The organism is Kitasatospora sp. GP30 (assembly GCF_029892145.1).
Classification (GTDB): domain Bacteria; phylum Actinomycetota; class Actinomycetes; order Streptomycetales; family Streptomycetaceae; genus Kitasatospora; species Kitasatospora acidiphila.
In genome coordinates this window covers 153,368-167,749 of sequence record NZ_JARZAH010000003.1, presented here as the reverse complement: position 1 = coordinate 167,749, position 14,382 = coordinate 153,368, and the positions used below count along the sequence as shown (strand labels likewise).

Below are 14,382 nucleotides of genomic sequence, written 5' to 3'. Positions count from 1 at the left end.
GCCGCAGCAACCAGCGCTGGTGAACACCACCCCGCGCGGAGCTGCCGGCTCCCGACATCCCGCAGCGAACCAGCGCCGGCGCACCCAAGGCCCGGCGCGGACTGGACATCTCCCATGAGCAGCAACGCGAAGAAGAAGCCCACCCACGCCGAGCAGCAGGCCGCCCGCCGGGAGCGACTGCAGCAGGCCATGCTCACCGAGAAGCGCGCCCAGCGGACCCGCCGCCAGGTGACGATCGGCGTGTCCGGCGCGCTCGCCCTGCTGCTGGTCGGCGGCGTGGCGATAGCCGTCAACAGCGCCGGCTCCTCACACACCGCGTCGACCGCGGCCGCCGGCAACGCGCCGCTGGTCACCCCGGCCAACACCAGCGGCGACGGCACCGTGATCACCTACGGCAAGCCGGACGCCGCGCACACCCTGGCCGTCTACGAGGACTTCCGCTGCCCGATCTGCGAGAAGTTCGAGACCACCAACGGCGCGACCGTGCAGCAGCTCGCCGACAACGGGGACTACAAGATCGAGTACCACCTGGCCGCCTTCCTGGACGACAACCTGGGCGGCAAGGGCTCGATCACCGCGCTGGCCGCGGCCGGTGCGGCGCTCAACCAGAGCGTGGACGACTTCAAGAAGTTCCACGACGTGCTCTACGCGAACCAGCCGAACGAGCGCACCGACGGCTTCGGCGACGCCAACAAGATCCTCGACCTGGCCGGCAAGGTGCCCGGCCTGAAGACCGACGCCTTCACGGCCGCGGTCAAGAACGGCACCTACCTGCCGTGGGCGCAGAAGGTGGCCGCCGCCTTCGACAGCAGCGGCGTCAACGGCACCCCGACCATGAAGTTCGACGGCAAGCAGCTGAACCTGTTCGACAACCAGGGCACCCCGGTCAGCGCCGACAACTTCAAGCAGCAGGTCGACGCGAAATGACCAGGGCCTACGGCTGGCTGCTGGCGGTGGCCGGGGCACTGGGCCTGGCCGCCTCCGCCGAACTCACCCTGGACAAGATCCGGCTGCTGGAGAACCCGAACTACGTCCCCAGCTGCAACATCAACCCGATCATCAGCTGCGGGTCCGTGATGCGGACCGAGCAGGCCTCGGTGTTCGGGTTCCCCAACCCGCTGCTCGGACTGGTCGGCTTCGCCGTGGTGCTGGCCACCGCGGCGGGGCTGGCGGCCGGGGCCAGGTACCGGCGGTGGTACTGGCTGGGCCTGCAGGCGGGCACGCTGCTCGGGGTGGTGATGGTGCACTGGCTGATCGGGCAGTCGCTCTACTCGATCGGTGCGCTCTGCCCGTACTGCATGGTGGTGTGGGCGGTGACCATCCTGCTGTTCTGGTACACCACACTGGCCAACCTGCGCACCGGAGTCATTCCGGTCTCGGAGCGACTGCGGCCGGTGGTACGGGAGTTGGACCGCTACCACTGGGTGGTGCCGGTGCTCTGGTACGGGGTGATCGCGCTCATGGTGCTCAACCGGTTCTGGTACTACTGGCGGACGCTGCTCTGACGGCGGGCGGGCGGCGGTGAACCGTGCGTATGCGGTGGGCCGTCCGCCGAGGGCGGGCCGGTTGCCCGTGGCTGCGTCAATTCGGCGATGCGGCAATTCGGTAATTCGTCAATTCGTCATGGAATTGCGCGGGTTCGGCAACAGGCCCGTCCCGACGGGAGTGCGAACCGCGGCCCAGGGCATCTGGGTCAGTACTGGAAGGAGTACCCGCCATGCCCCCGAAGTCGTTCCCCAAGCTCACCGCCGTCGCCCTGCTGGCCGGGCTGGCGCTGACCGCCTGCTCGCCCTCGTCCTCGTCAGGCTCGACGCACACCTCCAGCCCCAGCGCTCCGTCGACCGGAACCGGAGGTTCGTCCACGCCGACCGGCGAGGCCTCACAGGCACCGCCGCCGGGACTCGGGGCGACCGGAAACATCAGCTCGCCGGCGGCCCACCCGTCGATCCCGGCCACCGGCGGCAGCCCGGTGGCGGCGAGCGGCCAGCAGTGCACCAGCGCGCAGCTCACCGTCGCCCAGACCGACGAGAACGCCGGCGCAGGACAGATGGGCTTCACCATCACCTTCACCAACACCTCCGACCGGTCCTGCACCATGGACGGCTACCCGGGCGTCTCCTACGAGGCGGTGGCCGGCAAGCCCACCGGCGCCCCGGCAGCACGCAGTGGCGCCTCGTACCACACCGTGACACTGGCCCCGCACGGCACGGCCGGCGCCACCTTCCAGGACGCCAACGGCCAGAGCGGCTACGACTCCGGGACCTGCCAGCTCACCGACGCCACCGGCCTCAAGGTCTATCCGCCGGGCGAGCGCACCGCGCTGTTCCTGCCCTGGAAGACCCAGCACTGCACGGGATCGGGGGTGCATCCGGCCACGATCGGCCCGGTCACCCAGGGATGACCGGGTGAGCGCAGACGGCTCCGCGTGTGGTTGAACGCGACCTGGGGTAGACGCGTACCCCAGGTTGGAGCGGCTGGGCAGCCGCGCCGCACACGGACGGAGCAATACCATGTCCACCATCCGCCGGGTCGGATTGCTGGCGGCCTCCGGGGCCGCCGTCCTCGCCTTCGCCACTGCCTGCGGCTCCAGCGGGTACCACAGCAGCACCACGCCGCCGCCGAGCGGGCCGAGCAGCACCGCGCCCATGATGCCGTCGCCCGGCCAGTCGGCAACCACGGTCAAGGTGATCAACAACGGCAGCCTGGGCCAGATCCTCACCGACTCCAACGGCTTCACGCTGTACCGCTTCGACGTCGACAGCAACAACCCGCCCACCTCCAACTGCAACACCGGCTGCATCGATACCTGGTCGCCCGCCACCGTCACCGGCCAGCCGACCGGCACCGGCGTGGACGCCTCGCAGCTGTCCACCATCACCCGGCCCGACGGCACCAAGCAGCTGACCTTCCACGGCTGGCCGCTCTACCGCTACTCCGGGGACAGCAAGGCCGGCCAGACCAACGGGCAGGGCATCGGCGGCACTTGGTGGGCCGTGACGCCGAGCGGCGGCAAGGCGATGGCGGCCTCCAGCAGTCCGACCGCACCACCCAGCACCGGCGGCGGCTACTGACGAGCCGTCAGGAACCGTGAAGTGAGCCCGAGGTGCGCCAGGACTGGCTCATGACCGAGGACCGCCGCCACGCCCCCGGGGCCGACAGCGACGAGGAGCTGATGCGAGCCCTCTACCGGGAGCATGCCGGCCCCCTGCTCGGGTTCGTGATCCACCTGGTCGGCGGCGACCGGCAGCGGGCCGAGGACGTGGTGCAGGAGACCCTGGTGCGGGCCTGGCGGCACGCGGACCAACTGCAGACGGCGAGCGGGTCGGTGCGGCCCTGGCTGGTCACGGTGGCGCGGCGGATCGTCATCGACAGCCACCGGCGCACCTTGGCCCGGCCACCCGAGACCGACGCGGCGCCGCTCGAACTGATCCCGGCCCCGGACGAGATCGAGCGGGCGCTGAAGATGATGGCGATCACCGACGCACTGGGTGCGCTCACCCGGGCCCACCGCGAGGTGATCGTGGAGACGTACCTGCGGGGCCGCTCGGTCGCCGAGGCGGCGGCCGAACTCGGCATCCCGGAAGGTACCGTGAAGTCGCGGGTGTACTACGCACTGCGGTCCCTGCGGGTCGCACTGGAGGAACGAGGGGTGACGTCGTGACCGAATCCCGGTTCCGGGCGGACCCCAACGGCCCGGACGATCCCCACCTGGACGTCGGCGCCTATGTGCTCGGCCTGCTGGACGGCGCCGACCGGGCGGCCTTCGAGACGCACCTCGCCGACTGCCCGCGCTGCCAAGCGGAGGTGGCGCGCCTCGGTGCCCTGGAACCGCTGCTCGCCGAGTACGCGGCCGGCGGTGCGGAGCCCGTGGAGCCGAGCGCGCGGCTGCTGGACGGGCTGCTCGACGAGGTCGCGGCAGGCCGCCGGCGACAGACCGTGCGGCGGCGCTGGCTGGTCGCGGTGGCGGCCGTCCTGGTGCTCGGCGGCCCCGCCGCGACCGCCGTGGTGATGGAGGCGACCACGGTGACCGGCACCGCCGCCTCGTCCAACCCCTCACCCACCGCGCCCGCCACCGGACCCACCACCACCGCCGGCGCCACCGGCCCTGGCGGGGCCGCCGCCACCGTGGGCGTGGCCCCCAGCGCCTGGGGCAGCACGATCACCCTGGCGTTCTCCGGCGTGACCGGGCCGCGCACCTGCGACCTGGTCGCCGTCTCCCAGTACGGCGGGCGGCAGACCGTCACCACCTGGACCATCCCGGCGACCGGCTACGGCAAGGCCGCGCCGCAGCTCCACACCACGGGCGGCACCGGCTTCGCTCCCGATGACCTGTCCCACTTCGAGGTGCGGGACTTGACGACCGGCCAGCTCCTGGTCGCCGTTCCCGCGCCGGCCCGCTGATGCATCAATGTCAGTGCCGGCTGCCAGGATCGGCGGATGACCACGCTGCGCAGCAACATCGCCGAGTACTGGGACGCCGCCGCTTCTTCGTTCGATGAGGAGCCGGACCACGGGCTGGGTGCGGCCGCCACCAGGGCCGCCTGGGCCGCGCGGCTGACCGACTGGCTGCCCGCCGCCCCCGCTGACGTACTGGACGCGGGCTGCGGCACCGGCTCGCTGGCGCTGCTCGCCGCCACGGCCGGGCACCGGGTGACCGGGGTGGACTGCGCGCCCGCCATGGTCGAGCGGGCCCGCGCCAAGCTGGCCGCCGCCGGGCTCAGCGGTAGCTTCCTGGTCGGGGACGCGGCCGAACCGCCCACCGGTGACGGGCGGTTCGACGTGGTGCTGGCCCGCCACCTGCTCTGGACGCTGCCCGACCCGGCCGCCGCGCTGCGTGGCTGGGTCGAACGGTTGCGCCCCGGCGGCCGGTTGGTGCTGGTCGAGGGGCGCTGGCGGCAGAGCGCCGACCCGGAGCCCTATGTGCCGGGTGCCGGTGTGCTGCCCTGGGCCGGTGGTGTCGGCGGGGCGCGACTGGCCGACTCGGTGGCCGAGTTGGGCCTGCCGGTCCGCGTGGTGGACCTGTCGGGTGACGACGCTCTGTGGGGGCGTGCGGTGGACGACGAGCGGTACGCGCTGATCGCCGGGTAGCTGTCCTGGCCTGCGGGCACGATCACGGTCGAAGCCCTCTGGGTGACGTGTCCAGAGGGCTTCGGGAGTTGTCGGCTTGAGGGTCAGGCGCTGGCGAGATCCTTGAGCTTGGCGATGGCGGTGGCCACGTCGCCGGTCTTCACGGCGTCCAGGACGGCCAGGTACTCGTCTCGCCGAGGTAGAAGCGCTCGTCGTTGCCGAGCAGGACGGCGCCGTCAAGGCCGCCACGGAGCTGACGGTCACCGTCGGGGCTTGCCGGCACGACGGGGTGGGCAACCGCTACCTGGAACTCCGCGTGGCGGACAACTGCCCTGTGGTGCCGCCGAGTAGAGCGGAAATGCCCGAACCGGCGGAGCTCGCGGAGAGCGGGCGCGGCCTGCCTCTCGTGGGGCTCCTTGCCCATGAGTCCTGCTGGGAGTCGGACGGCGGCGGCAAGGCCTGCGTGGTCACCCTGCGGGAGGAAGCCAACTCCCCGTCGTCCGTGGAGTAGTCGCCCCAAGGTGCACGAAGTCACGGCACCAGTACCTCGGTTCGCCCACACCAGGGGCGGAGGGCGCGTGCGCCCCGATTGGCGCACGGGCAGTACCGGGGGCGCTGACGTCGCAGTTGGCGCCCCCGGCGCGAGGCCGCTCAGCACCCAGTTGAGGGGAAGAGGGCGGCCGCGCGCACCAGCGCGGGAGCGCGGGTCCACCAGGGGGCCGGCGCTCCCGCCATGCACCCCCACGGTGTACGCCGTGGACGGCGCGGAGGACCTGATCATTCAGGGCGGCGAGGTGGATGATCCGGAAGCGCTGGTGTTCCTCCAGCTCCCAACCCGTGATCCTTAGTCCAACACGGGAATATCGCGGTCCTGTCATAGACCGGCGCCGAGCGACTCTCCAGCGTCGTGGCCAGGCGGTCCGACTGGGCTGTACGCCAAGGGGGTCGAGATGGACAACAGGTCGGGTCTCACACGGCTCCCCAAGACCGGGGGACGAGGCCGAGCGTGAGCGCCGACCCCCTGACGCTGATGAGGCGGTTCGGCGTCACGGAGTCACCGCCGTGCGCTACATCGGCGCGGCCCACCCGGAACGGACCGCGAGGCTGCCCGGGTAGCCTGCCTGGTTCAGCCCTGGAGGGAGGCGAGCCAGGCGGTCAGCAGGCGGTTGACCTCCTCGGGGCACTCCTGCTGGATCCAGTGCCCGCAGCCGTCCAGGACGTGCGAGGCGGCCAGGGCGGGCAGGGTGGCGGGGTGGGCGTCGATGGCGTCGGCCATCCAGGCCGTGGAGGCGTCCAGGGCGCCGCCGATGAACAGCGACGGCTGCTTGATCGGGGCTCCGCGGTGGGGGGCGAGGTCTTCCCAGTCGCGGTCCATGTTGCGGTAGCGGTTGAGGGCCCCGGTCAGGCCGGTGCGCTCGAACTCCCCGGCGTAGACGTCGAGGTCGTCCTCGCCCAGCCAGAAGGGCAGCTTGCCGGTGGGGAAGCGGTCGCGCAGCCGGCCGGAGTCGCGGGTCACGAAGTGCGGGTCGGGCTCGCCCTGGGCGGGCATGGTGTCGGCGGACAGGGCCGCGTAAAAGCCCGCGAGCCAGCCCCGGACGTCGGGCTCTATCTCCGCCTCGGCGCGGCCGGGCTCCTGGAAGTACGAGACGTAGAACTCCTGCTCGGGGCCGCCGATCTGGCCGAAGACGTCGGTGGGGCGGGGGCCACCGGGCGGCGTGTAGGGGACGCTCAGCAGGGCGACGGCGCGGAAGATCTCGGGGTGGAGCAGGGCGGAGGTGGCCGCGATGTTGGAGCCCCAGTCGTGGCCGACGATCACCGCGCTCTCCTCGCCGAGGGCGCGCACGAGGGCGACGTTGTCCTCCACCAGGTCGAGCATCCGGTAGGCGTCCGTCGCGGCCGGCTTGGAGGAGCGGCCGTAGCCGCGCACGTCGAGCGCCACCGCCCGGTACCCGGCCGCGGCGAGGGCCGGGAGCTGGTTGCGCCAGGAGTACCAGGACTCGGGAAAGCCGTGGACGAGCAGGACCAGCGGGCCGGTGCCTTGTTCGACCAGGTGCAGGCGCCCGGCCGGCGCCTCGATGGTGCGGTGGCGAAGGTGGGCGGACGGCTCGGGGTGCATGGGCTTCTCCTCGGTTCACGGGCGGACGCGGGTACCCGTCGATCATGCGGCGCGGCAGCCGTCCGACGCGATCAGTCTTGCCAATCCGGCAAACTTGCAGGACAGGGTCGGGCGGCGTGGCCGGAGGGAGCGGGGCGAGGATGGCGGACGACGGCATAGCCGACACGCTGGCGGCGATGGGCCCCCGGCTGCGGGCCGCGCGCGAGCAGCGCGGCGCCACGCTCACCGGCATCAGCTGTGCGACCGGCATCTCGCTGAGCACGCTGTCGCGGATCGAGACCGGCCGGCGCAAGCCGACCCTGGAGGTGCTGCTGCAGCTGGCGAAGGAGTACGGCGTCTCCCTGGACGAGCTGGCCGGCACCGCACCCGCCGCCGCGACCGGACCGCGCGCCCCGGTGCCGCAGCGCCTCGGCGACGACAAGGCGGTGCTGCCGCTGACCCGGTACGTGGGGGGCCTGCACGCCCATAAGCACGTCCTGCCCGCCGTCGAGGAGCCGCCGGCGCGACCGCGGCAGGTTTCCCACGACGGGTACGAATGGCTGTGCGTTCTGTACGGGCGCCTGTGGCTGGCTCTCGGCGAGCGGGACCTCGTCCTGACCGCCGGGGACGTCGCCGAGTTCGACACCCGCACCGCGCACGGAGTCGCGAACGCCGGACCCGGCGGACCGGTCGAGTACCTGATCATGTTCGGGCCACAGGGAGAGCGCTTGCGACCGCGCACCCCTCCAGCCGCCGGTCGCGGGGCCCGCCAGCCGGATCGCGGCCGGGACGGTCATAGGGCACAGCCGTAGGACCCGGAACTCGTACCGTAGCGAGTGAACCCCGATGAATAGCCGTCGGCGCGGAGTGCTGCTGGTCTGCAAGGGCAACCACTGCCGGTCCCCGCTAGCCGCTCCGATCATCGCCGAACGTTCCGGCGGCACCTTCGACGTCCGCTCAGCCGGCACCCGAAACTGGCACGTGGGCAAGCCTGCGCACCCGCTGATGATCGAGGCTGCTGCCGGGTTCGGCTATGACCTGACCGAGCACCGGGGTCAGGTGCTGGATGAAGGGCTCATCGCGTGGGCTGACGACCTGATCGCGGTGGACGACGAGACCGCACTTGCCGTGGAAGTGCCGGCCGGTCCGGACCGACCCGTTCGCATCCTTGGCTCAGGTATCGCAGATCCGTGGGGTGGTGGCCGAGGGGACTTCGCTGAAGCCATCGTGAAGATCCAGGAAGCTACTGCACTGTTCTACTCGGTGTGAACTCTCCCCAGCTCCCGTCTGCGCGTCATGTCCTGTGACGCACAGGCGGGAGCTGTTCGCATGAAGGGTGGACGACGAGCGGTGCGCGCTGATCGCGGGCACACCACTCGGGGGCGGCACCCCTGAGGCGCTGACTCACCGCCGGTGAGTCCGTCAGGTGCGAGTCATCAGTGGAAGGTCCAGCTCTGGTTGGTCCAGCCGTTGCAGGCCCAGAGCTGGACCTTGGCGCCGTTGCGGCCGATGGTGTTGGTGTCGCCGTCCAGGCACTGCCACTGGTCGGAGTTCCGCAGCGTGGTGCCGTTCCAGACCCAGGTCTGGTTGGCCCAGCCGTTGCAGGCCCAGAGCTGGACCTTGGCGCCATTCTTGCCGATGGTGTTGGTGTCGCCGTCCAGGCACTGCATGGCTTCGCCGTTCTGCAGCGTGTAGTACCCGGAGGGCTGGCCTGCGACCGGCGTCCAGTACCAGCTCTGGTTGTCCCAGCCGTTGCAGCTCCACAGCTGCACGATGGCGCCGTTGTTGGGGATCGTGTTGCGGTCGCCGTCCAGACACTGGCCGCCGTCGTTGTTGGTGAACGCCTTGGTGCGGTAGGTGATCTTCGCCGAGTCGATCCCGGCCGGGAGGGTGCTCGCCTGCGATCCGACGCCGGGGATCTGGTTGGGCGAGGTGACGTCGACGACGATCCGGCCGGCGGCCGGGTTGGAGGAAGGCTGGGCGGCGCCACGGCCATCGGCCTGGGCCGGCTGGGTGGCGGCGGCCATGGTCAGGGCGCTGGCTGCGACGAGAAGGGAGAGGGAGAGCCGGTTGATGCGCACGGGAGGTCCTTAGGTAGACCCGGAGCGGAGCGGAAATCGATCCGCATACGGCGTTTATACGGGCCGGTCAGGACACGAATCAAGCGAGTCGGAAATAGCATGACGATATGAAAACGGCTGGGGTGGCGATGCCGGAAGCACCGCCACCCCAGTGGAGTTGACGCTCGGTCAGCCCTGGTCGTCGCCCTCCAGGTCCCCCTCCGCCTCCAGGAACGCCGCCTGCAGTTCCGCCAGCAGAGCCGGGTCCGGCTCGGCCCACAGGCCGCGCTCGGCCGCCTCCAGCAGCCGCTCGCTGATGCCGTGCAGGGCCCAGGGGTTGGCGTCGGTGAGGAACTCGCGGTTCACCGGGTCGAGCACGTACTCCTGGGTCAGCCGCTCGTACATCCAGTCCGCCACCACGCCGGTGGTGGCGTCGTAGCCGAACAGGTAGTCCACGGTGGCGGCCATCTCGAAGGCGCCCTTGTAGCCGTGCCGCCGCATCGCCTCCAGCCAGCGCGGGTTGACCACCCGGGCGCGGAACACCCGGGCCGCCTCCTCGGTCAGGGTGCGGGTGCGCACCGTCTCCGGGCGGGTCGAGTCGCCGATGTAGGCGGCCGGCGCCGAGCCGGTGAGCGCGCGGACGGTCGCCACCATGCCGCCGTGGTACTGGAAGTAGTCGTCCGAGTCGGCGATGTCGTGCTCGCGGGTGTCGGTGTTCTTGGCCGCCACCGTGATCCGCCGGTAGGCGGTCTCCATCTCCTCCCGGGCCGGCCGCCCGTTCAGCCCGCGCCCGTAGGCGTAGCCGCCCCACACCGTGTAGACCTCGGCCAGGTCGGCGTCGGTGCGCCAGTCCCGGCTGTCGATCAGCTGCAGCAGACCGGCCCCGTAGGTGCCCGGTCGGGAGCCGAACACCCGGACCGTGGCCCGCCGTTCGTCACCGTGCTCGGCCAGGTCGGCCTGCACGTGGGCGCGGACGAAGTTGTCCGCCGCCGCCTCCTCCTGGCCCGCGGCCAACCGCACCGCGTCGTCCAGCAGCGCCACCACGTGCGGGAAGGCGTCCCGGAAGAAGCCGGAGATGCGCAGCGTCACATCGATCCGGGGACGGCCCAACTCGGCCAGCGGGATGGCCTCCAGGCCGGTCACCCGGCGCGACGCCTCGTCCCAGACCGGCCGCACGCCGAGCAGCGCGAAGGCCTCGGCGATGTCGTCGCCGGCGGTGCGCATCGCGCTGGTGCCCCAGAGCGAGAGGCCCACCGAGGGCGGGAACGCGCCGTCGTTGTCGGCCTGGTAGCGCTCGACGAGCGAGGCGGCCAGCGCCTGGCCGGTCTCCCAGGCGAGCCGGCTGGGCACCGCCTTCGGATCCACCGAGTAGAAGTTGCGGCCGGTCGGCAGCACATTGACCAGGCCGCGCAGCGGTGAACCGGACGGCCCGGCCGGTACGAAGCCGCCGCCCAGGGCGTGGATCACGGCATCCAACTCGTCGGTGGTGGAGGAGAGTCGGGGCACCACCTGGCGGGCGGCGAAGTCCAGCACCCGGGCGACATCGGCCGGCAGGCCCTCGGCGGCCTTCTCGACGGCCTCCGGCGCCCAGTCGGCCGCCTCCATCGCCTCGACCAGCTCCCGGGCCTTGGCCTCGGCCGCGTCGGTGGCGCCGAGCTTCAGCGCCGCCTCGTCCAGGCCCAGCGCCTCCCGCAGACCCGGCAACGCGCTGACACCGCCCCAGATCTGACGAGCCCTCAAGATCGACAGAACCAGGTTGACGCGCTCCCCGCCGGTCGGCGCCTGCCCCAACACGTGCAGCCCGTCGCGGATCTGAGCGTCCTTCACCTCGCAGAGCCAGCCGTCGACATGCAGCAGGAAGTCGTCGAAGCCGTCGTCCTCCGGGCGCTCGTCCAGACCCAGGTCGTGGTCCAACTTGGCGGCCTGGATCAGGGTCCAGATCTGGGCCCGGATCGCGGGGAGCTTGGCCGGGTCCATCGCGGCGATGTTGGAGTGCTCGTCGAGGAGTTGCTCAAGCCGGGCGATGTCGCCGTAGGAGTCGGCGCGGGCCATCGGCGGCACCAGGTGGTCCACCAGGGTGGCGTGCGCGCGCCGCTTCGCCTGGGTGCCCTCACCCGGGTCGTTCACCAGGAACGGGTAGATCAGCGGCACATCGCCGAGCGCCGCGTCCGGGCCGCACTCGGCGGACAGCGCGGCCGTCTTGCCCGGCAGCCACTCCAGGTTGCCGTGCTTGCCCAGGTGCACGATCGCGTCGGCGCCGAAGCCGCCGTCCGACTGCGCGGCGGCGATCCAGCGGTAGGCGGCCAGGTAGTGGTGGCTGGGCGGCAGGTCCGGATCGTGGTAGATGGCCACCGGGTTGGCGCCGAAGCCGCGCGGCGGCTGCACCAGCACCAGCAGGTTGCCGGCCCGCATGGCGGCCAACACGATGTCGCCGTCCGGGTTGTGGGTGCGGTCCACATAGAGCTCGCCGGGCGCCGGGCCCCAGTGCTCCTCGACCTGCTCGCGCAGCGCGGCGGGCAGCGTGGCGTACCAGCGGCGGTAGTCGGCGGCGGGGATGCGCACCGGGTTGCGGGCCAACTGGTCCTCGGTCAGCCAGTCCTGGTCGTAACCACCGGCGTCGATCAGGGCCTTGATGAGGGCGTCGCCCTCGTGCTCGTCCTCGGCGGGCTCCATGCCGGGGAACCCGTCCCCGAGGTCCCAGCCTTCCGCCTTCAGGCGGTTGAGCAGCCTGGAGGCGCTCGCCGGGGTGTCCAGGCCGACCGCGTTGCCGACCCGGGCGTGCTTGGTCGGGTAGGCGGACAGGACCAGCGCCAACCGGCGCTCGGCGGGCGGGACATGGCGCAGCCGGGCGTGCCGGACCGCTATACCGGCCACCCGGGCGGACCGCTCCGGGTCGGCGACGTAGACGGTCAGCCCGTCCTCGTCCAACTCCTTGAAGGAGAACGGCACGGTGATCAGCCGGCCGTCGAACTCCGGCACCGCGATCTGGGTGGCGGTGTCCAGCGGGGACAGGCCGTCGTCACTGCCCTCCCACTGCTCGCGCGACCAGGTCAGGCAGAGCGCCTGCAGGATCGGGCGGTCCAGGGCGGCCAGCGCACCGGCGTCCCAGGCCTCCTCGTCGCCGCCGGCCTGCGCCTCGGCCGGCCGGGTGCCGCCCGCCGCCAGCACGGTCGTCACGATCGCGTCGGCCCGGCCCAGTTCGGCCAGCAGCTCCTCCGGAGCCCCGCGCAGCGAGGCGCAGAAGTACGGACGGGCCTGGCCGCCGGTCTCCTCGATCGCCGTGCACAGCGCCTCGACGAAGGCGGTGTTGCCGCTCATGTGGTGCGCGCGGTAGTAGAGGACGGCGACCGTCGGACCCTCGGTGCGGGCCGCGGCGCGCTCCAGCGGACCCCAGTCCGGCGCCGAGGCCGGCGGGGCGAAGCCGTGGCCGGTGAGGAGCACCGTGTCGGAGAGGAACGCGCCCAGCTCGGCCAGGTTGGCCGCGCCGCCGTGCGCCAGGTAGGCGTGCGCCTCGGCGGCCAGACCGGCGGGCACCGTGGACAGCTCCATCAACTGGGCGTCCGGCGCCTGCTCACCGCTGAGCACGATCACCGGGCGCGGGCCGGCCAGCAGCGCGTCCAGCCCCTCCTGCCAGGCGCGCCGGCCGCCGAGCAGCCGGACCACCACCAGGTCGGTGCCCTCCAGCAGCTCCGGCAGGTCGGCGGGTGCCAGCCGGGCCGGGTTGCCGAGCCGGTAACCGACCGGGCCGTTGGCGGCCCGGGCCGAGAGCAGGTCGGTGTCGGAGGTGGACAGGAGCAGGATCATGCGGCGGCCTTCCTCGGGGTCCGCGCCCCGGGTGGGAGGGGAGGACGGCGGGAGTTCCTGACTCCCGCGAGCTCAGTGAGCCGCGGTCACAGTGGCGGGACCGCACCGGTTTCGCACCGGTTTCCTCCCCTTGCGCCGTCCATGGCGTGGCCGGACCTGGCGGTCCGTCCGGGCGTCATCCTAGTGGGCCGCCTCTGCGGCCGGGCCAGTGTGTCGAGAAGGCGCTGTCCGGGCGGATATCGCGCGCGGTGTGGCGAGTGGTGTGGCGCCCGACAACCCGGTTGGCATCCCGCCCGATATAGCGGCCGGCATGCCGCCTGGCATGGGGCTCGGTGTCCCGCCCGGATCCGGCCGGTGTCCCGCCCGGATCCCGGCTGTGTCCTGCCCGGATTCCGCCTGGATCCCGCCAGGATCCCGGCTGGATTGACAACCTGGGTTGATAGCCTGCGGATATGGTCCAGCCCGTGAATGTCGATGACCTGAGCGCGGCGCTCTACGACGGCATCGCCCTGCTCGCTCGGCGGCTTCGCCAGGCGCCGATCCCGGGCGACCTCACGCTTCCCGAACGCTCCGCGCTGTCCCGGCTGGCCCGCGGCGGCCCGGCCACCGCCGCGGCGCTCGCCCGGGCCGAGCAGATCACCCCGCAGGCGATGGGGACGACCCTGAGCGGGCTGGAGGCGCGCGGTCTCGTCGAGCGGCACCCCGATCCGGACGACCGGCGACGGGTCGTCATGTCGTTGACCGGGGAGGGCGTGGCGATGCTGCACCGGCGACGGGGTGCGCGGTCCCGACAGCTCGGGGAGGTGCTGGAACGGGGGTTCACCGCAGGGGAGTTGGAGGCACTGGCGGTGGCGGCGCCGCTGATCGAGCGGTTGGCTGAGGGCATGTGAGCTACGCCGACGCCCGGGCGTACGCGGCGAGCCAGCTCGCACCCGGCTCCCCGCTGCCGGTGGCGCCGATGGCCGAGCAGATCCTCGCCACCGACGGCGCCGCCCGGGCCGGGCTGGGGGCGAGCCTCGCGGCCGGAGCGTTCGCCGACGAGGTGGCCGTCGCCGCCGGCCTCGACCGCCCGCTGGCCGTCCTGCACGGTCGGGACGAGCAGCTGGTCAGCCCCGCCTACCTGGAGTCGCTGCACCTGCCGCCGCTGCGGCGCGGCGCCGTCCAGGTGATCGAGGATTCCGGCCACTCACCGCAGCCGGAGGCGCCGGCGAAGCTGCTCACGGAGTTCGCCGGGTTCGTCGAGTAGCCGTCATCGACACCGTGGACACCGGGCCCGGATCCGGTGCGAGCCGTGAGAACGGCGTGGGTCACCCCGGCGGGGGATGACCCGCAGCGTCGCGCAGCACGGCGCCCCTC

General features: G+C 72.3%; 16 protein-coding genes and 1 riboswitch. Of the genes, 12 read left to right on the top strand and 4 right to left on the bottom strand.

What is annotated here, in order from left to right; translation table 11 throughout:
* Positions 1-114 precede the first annotated feature (114 nt).
* From P3T35_RS06510 to P3T35_RS06480, 7 genes are all read left to right on the top strand, one after another.
* Positions 115-927 carry a thioredoxin domain-containing protein gene (locus tag P3T35_RS06510; protein WP_101379611.1) on the top strand — a complete coding sequence of 271 codons (813 nt, stop codon included), beginning with the start codon at positions 115-117 and terminating at the stop codon, positions 925-927.
* Positions 924-1,505, top strand: coding sequence for a vitamin K epoxide reductase family protein (locus tag P3T35_RS06505; protein WP_101379610.1), 582 nt, complete (start codon positions 924-926; stop codon positions 1,503-1,505). Before P3T35_RS06510 ends, P3T35_RS06505 begins: the two co-directional genes overlap by 4 nt.
* 212 nt (positions 1,506-1,717) lie before the next feature.
* The gene (locus P3T35_RS06500) at positions 1,718-2,401 is read left to right on the top strand and encodes a DUF4232 domain-containing protein (protein ID WP_101379609.1); all 684 of its coding nucleotides are present in this window, start codon (positions 1,718-1,720) and stop codon (positions 2,399-2,401) included.
* A gap of 109 nt (positions 2,402-2,510) precedes the next feature.
* Positions 2,511-3,071 carry a hypothetical protein gene (locus tag P3T35_RS06495; protein WP_101379608.1) on the top strand — a complete coding sequence of 187 codons (561 nt, stop codon included), beginning with the start codon at positions 2,511-2,513 and terminating at the stop codon, positions 3,069-3,071.
* A 50-nt stretch (positions 3,072-3,121) separates the two neighbouring features.
* The gene (locus tag P3T35_RS06490; protein ID WP_101384921.1) at positions 3,122-3,661 is read left to right on the top strand and encodes a sigma-70 family RNA polymerase sigma factor; all 540 of its coding nucleotides are present in this window, start codon (positions 3,122-3,124) and stop codon (positions 3,659-3,661) included.
* Complete coding sequence (locus P3T35_RS06485; protein ID WP_101379607.1) at positions 3,658-4,401, top strand: zf-HC2 domain-containing protein; 744 nt, start codon at positions 3,658-3,660, stop codon at positions 4,399-4,401. The genes P3T35_RS06490 and P3T35_RS06485 overlap by 4 nt, the downstream gene beginning before the upstream one ends.
* Positions 4,402-4,437: 36 nt before the next feature.
* The gene (locus P3T35_RS06480) at positions 4,438-5,088 is read left to right on the top strand and encodes a class I SAM-dependent methyltransferase (protein ID WP_101379606.1); all 651 of its coding nucleotides are present in this window, start codon (positions 4,438-4,440) and stop codon (positions 5,086-5,088) included.
* Positions 5,089-5,227: 139 nt separating this feature from the next.
* On the opposite strand, the gene P3T35_RS06475 is transcribed toward P3T35_RS06480, so the two are convergent.
* Complete coding sequence (locus P3T35_RS06475; protein ID WP_280704625.1) at positions 5,228-5,350, bottom strand: hypothetical protein; 123 nt, start codon at positions 5,348-5,350, stop codon at positions 5,228-5,230.
* Positions 5,351-5,425: 75 nt separating this feature from the next.
* Here P3T35_RS06475 and P3T35_RS06470 point away from each other — a divergent pair, with 75 nt between their 5' ends.
* Positions 5,426-5,578 carry a hypothetical protein gene (locus P3T35_RS06470; protein ID WP_180356372.1) on the top strand — a complete coding sequence of 51 codons (153 nt, stop codon included), beginning with the start codon at positions 5,426-5,428 and terminating at the stop codon, positions 5,576-5,578.
* A gap of 615 nt (positions 5,579-6,193) precedes the next feature.
* On the opposite strand, the gene P3T35_RS06465 is transcribed toward P3T35_RS06470, so the two are convergent.
* Positions 6,194-7,183, bottom strand: a complete 990-nt coding sequence (locus tag P3T35_RS06465; RefSeq protein WP_101379604.1) for an alpha/beta hydrolase — start codon at positions 7,181-7,183, stop codon at positions 6,194-6,196.
* Positions 7,184-7,323: 140 nt separating this feature from the next.
* On the opposite strand from P3T35_RS06465, the gene P3T35_RS06460 reads away from it, so the two are divergent.
* Both P3T35_RS06460 and P3T35_RS06455 read left to right on the top strand, forming a co-directional pair.
* The gene (locus P3T35_RS06460) at positions 7,324-7,974 is read left to right on the top strand and encodes a helix-turn-helix domain-containing protein (protein WP_101379603.1); all 651 of its coding nucleotides are present in this window, start codon (positions 7,324-7,326) and stop codon (positions 7,972-7,974) included.
* A gap of 55 nt (positions 7,975-8,029) precedes the next feature.
* Complete coding sequence (locus P3T35_RS06455; protein WP_218976657.1) at positions 8,030-8,431, top strand: low molecular weight phosphotyrosine protein phosphatase; 402 nt, start codon at positions 8,030-8,032, stop codon at positions 8,429-8,431.
* A 167-nt stretch (positions 8,432-8,598) separates the two neighbouring features.
* Here the strand turns inward: P3T35_RS06455 and P3T35_RS06450 are convergent, their stop codons facing one another.
* Together P3T35_RS06450 and cobN are read right to left on the bottom strand one after the other, a co-directional pair.
* Entirely contained in the window at positions 8,599-9,243 is a 645-nt protein-coding gene (locus P3T35_RS06450) for an RICIN domain-containing protein (RefSeq protein WP_101379601.1), read from the bottom strand.
* A 168-nt stretch (positions 9,244-9,411) separates the two neighbouring features.
* Entirely contained in the window at positions 9,412-13,026 is a 3,615-nt protein-coding gene (gene cobN / locus P3T35_RS06445; RefSeq protein WP_101379600.1) for a cobaltochelatase subunit CobN, read from the bottom strand.
* A 46-nt stretch (positions 13,027-13,072) separates the two neighbouring features.
* A riboswitch (cobalamin riboswitch) is annotated at positions 13,073-13,183 on the bottom strand.
* Positions 13,184-13,490: 307 nt separating this feature from the next.
* Here cobN and P3T35_RS06440 point away from each other — a divergent pair.
* Positions 13,491-13,916 (top strand): MarR family transcriptional regulator, encoded by a 426-nt coding sequence (locus P3T35_RS06440; protein ID WP_348533399.1) that lies wholly within the window; start codon positions 13,491-13,493, stop codon positions 13,914-13,916.
* On the top strand, positions 13,913-14,272 hold the full coding sequence (locus P3T35_RS06435; RefSeq protein WP_101379598.1) for an alpha/beta hydrolase: 360 nt from the start codon (positions 13,913-13,915) through the stop codon (positions 14,270-14,272). Before P3T35_RS06440 ends, P3T35_RS06435 begins: the two co-directional genes overlap by 4 nt.
* The last annotated feature ends 110 nt before the right edge of the window (positions 14,273-14,382 follow it).

What these genes read in the sequence shown, in the direction of transcription:
- P3T35_RS06510 (WP_101379611.1), top strand. Translation starts at nt 115, where the DNA reads ATGAGCAGCAACGCGAAGAAGAAGCCCACCCACGCCGAGCAGCAGGCC.
- P3T35_RS06505 (WP_101379610.1), top strand. Translation starts at nt 924, where the DNA reads ATGACCAGGGCCTACGGCTGGCTGCTGGCGGTGGCCGGGGCACTGGGC.
- P3T35_RS06500 (WP_101379609.1), top strand. Translation starts at nt 1,718, where the DNA reads ATGCCCCCGAAGTCGTTCCCCAAGCTCACCGCCGTCGCCCTGCTGGCC.
- P3T35_RS06495 (WP_101379608.1), top strand. Translation starts at nt 2,511, where the DNA reads ATGTCCACCATCCGCCGGGTCGGATTGCTGGCGGCCTCCGGGGCCGCC.
- P3T35_RS06490 (WP_101384921.1), top strand. Translation starts at nt 3,122, where the DNA reads ATGACCGAGGACCGCCGCCACGCCCCCGGGGCCGACAGCGACGAGGAG.
- P3T35_RS06480 (WP_101379606.1), top strand. Translation starts at nt 4,438, where the DNA reads ATGACCACGCTGCGCAGCAACATCGCCGAGTACTGGGACGCCGCCGCT.
- P3T35_RS06470 (WP_180356372.1), top strand. Translation starts at nt 5,426, where the DNA reads ATGCCCGAACCGGCGGAGCTCGCGGAGAGCGGGCGCGGCCTGCCTCTC.
- P3T35_RS06465 (WP_101379604.1), bottom strand. Translation starts at nt 7,183, where the DNA reads ATGCACCCCGAGCCGTCCGCCCACCTTCGCCACCGCACCATCGAGGCG.
- P3T35_RS06460 (WP_101379603.1), top strand. Translation starts at nt 7,324, where the DNA reads ATGGCGGACGACGGCATAGCCGACACGCTGGCGGCGATGGGCCCCCGG.
- cobN (WP_101379600.1), bottom strand. Translation starts at nt 13,026, where the DNA reads ATGATCCTGCTCCTGTCCACCTCCGACACCGACCTGCTCTCGGCCCGG.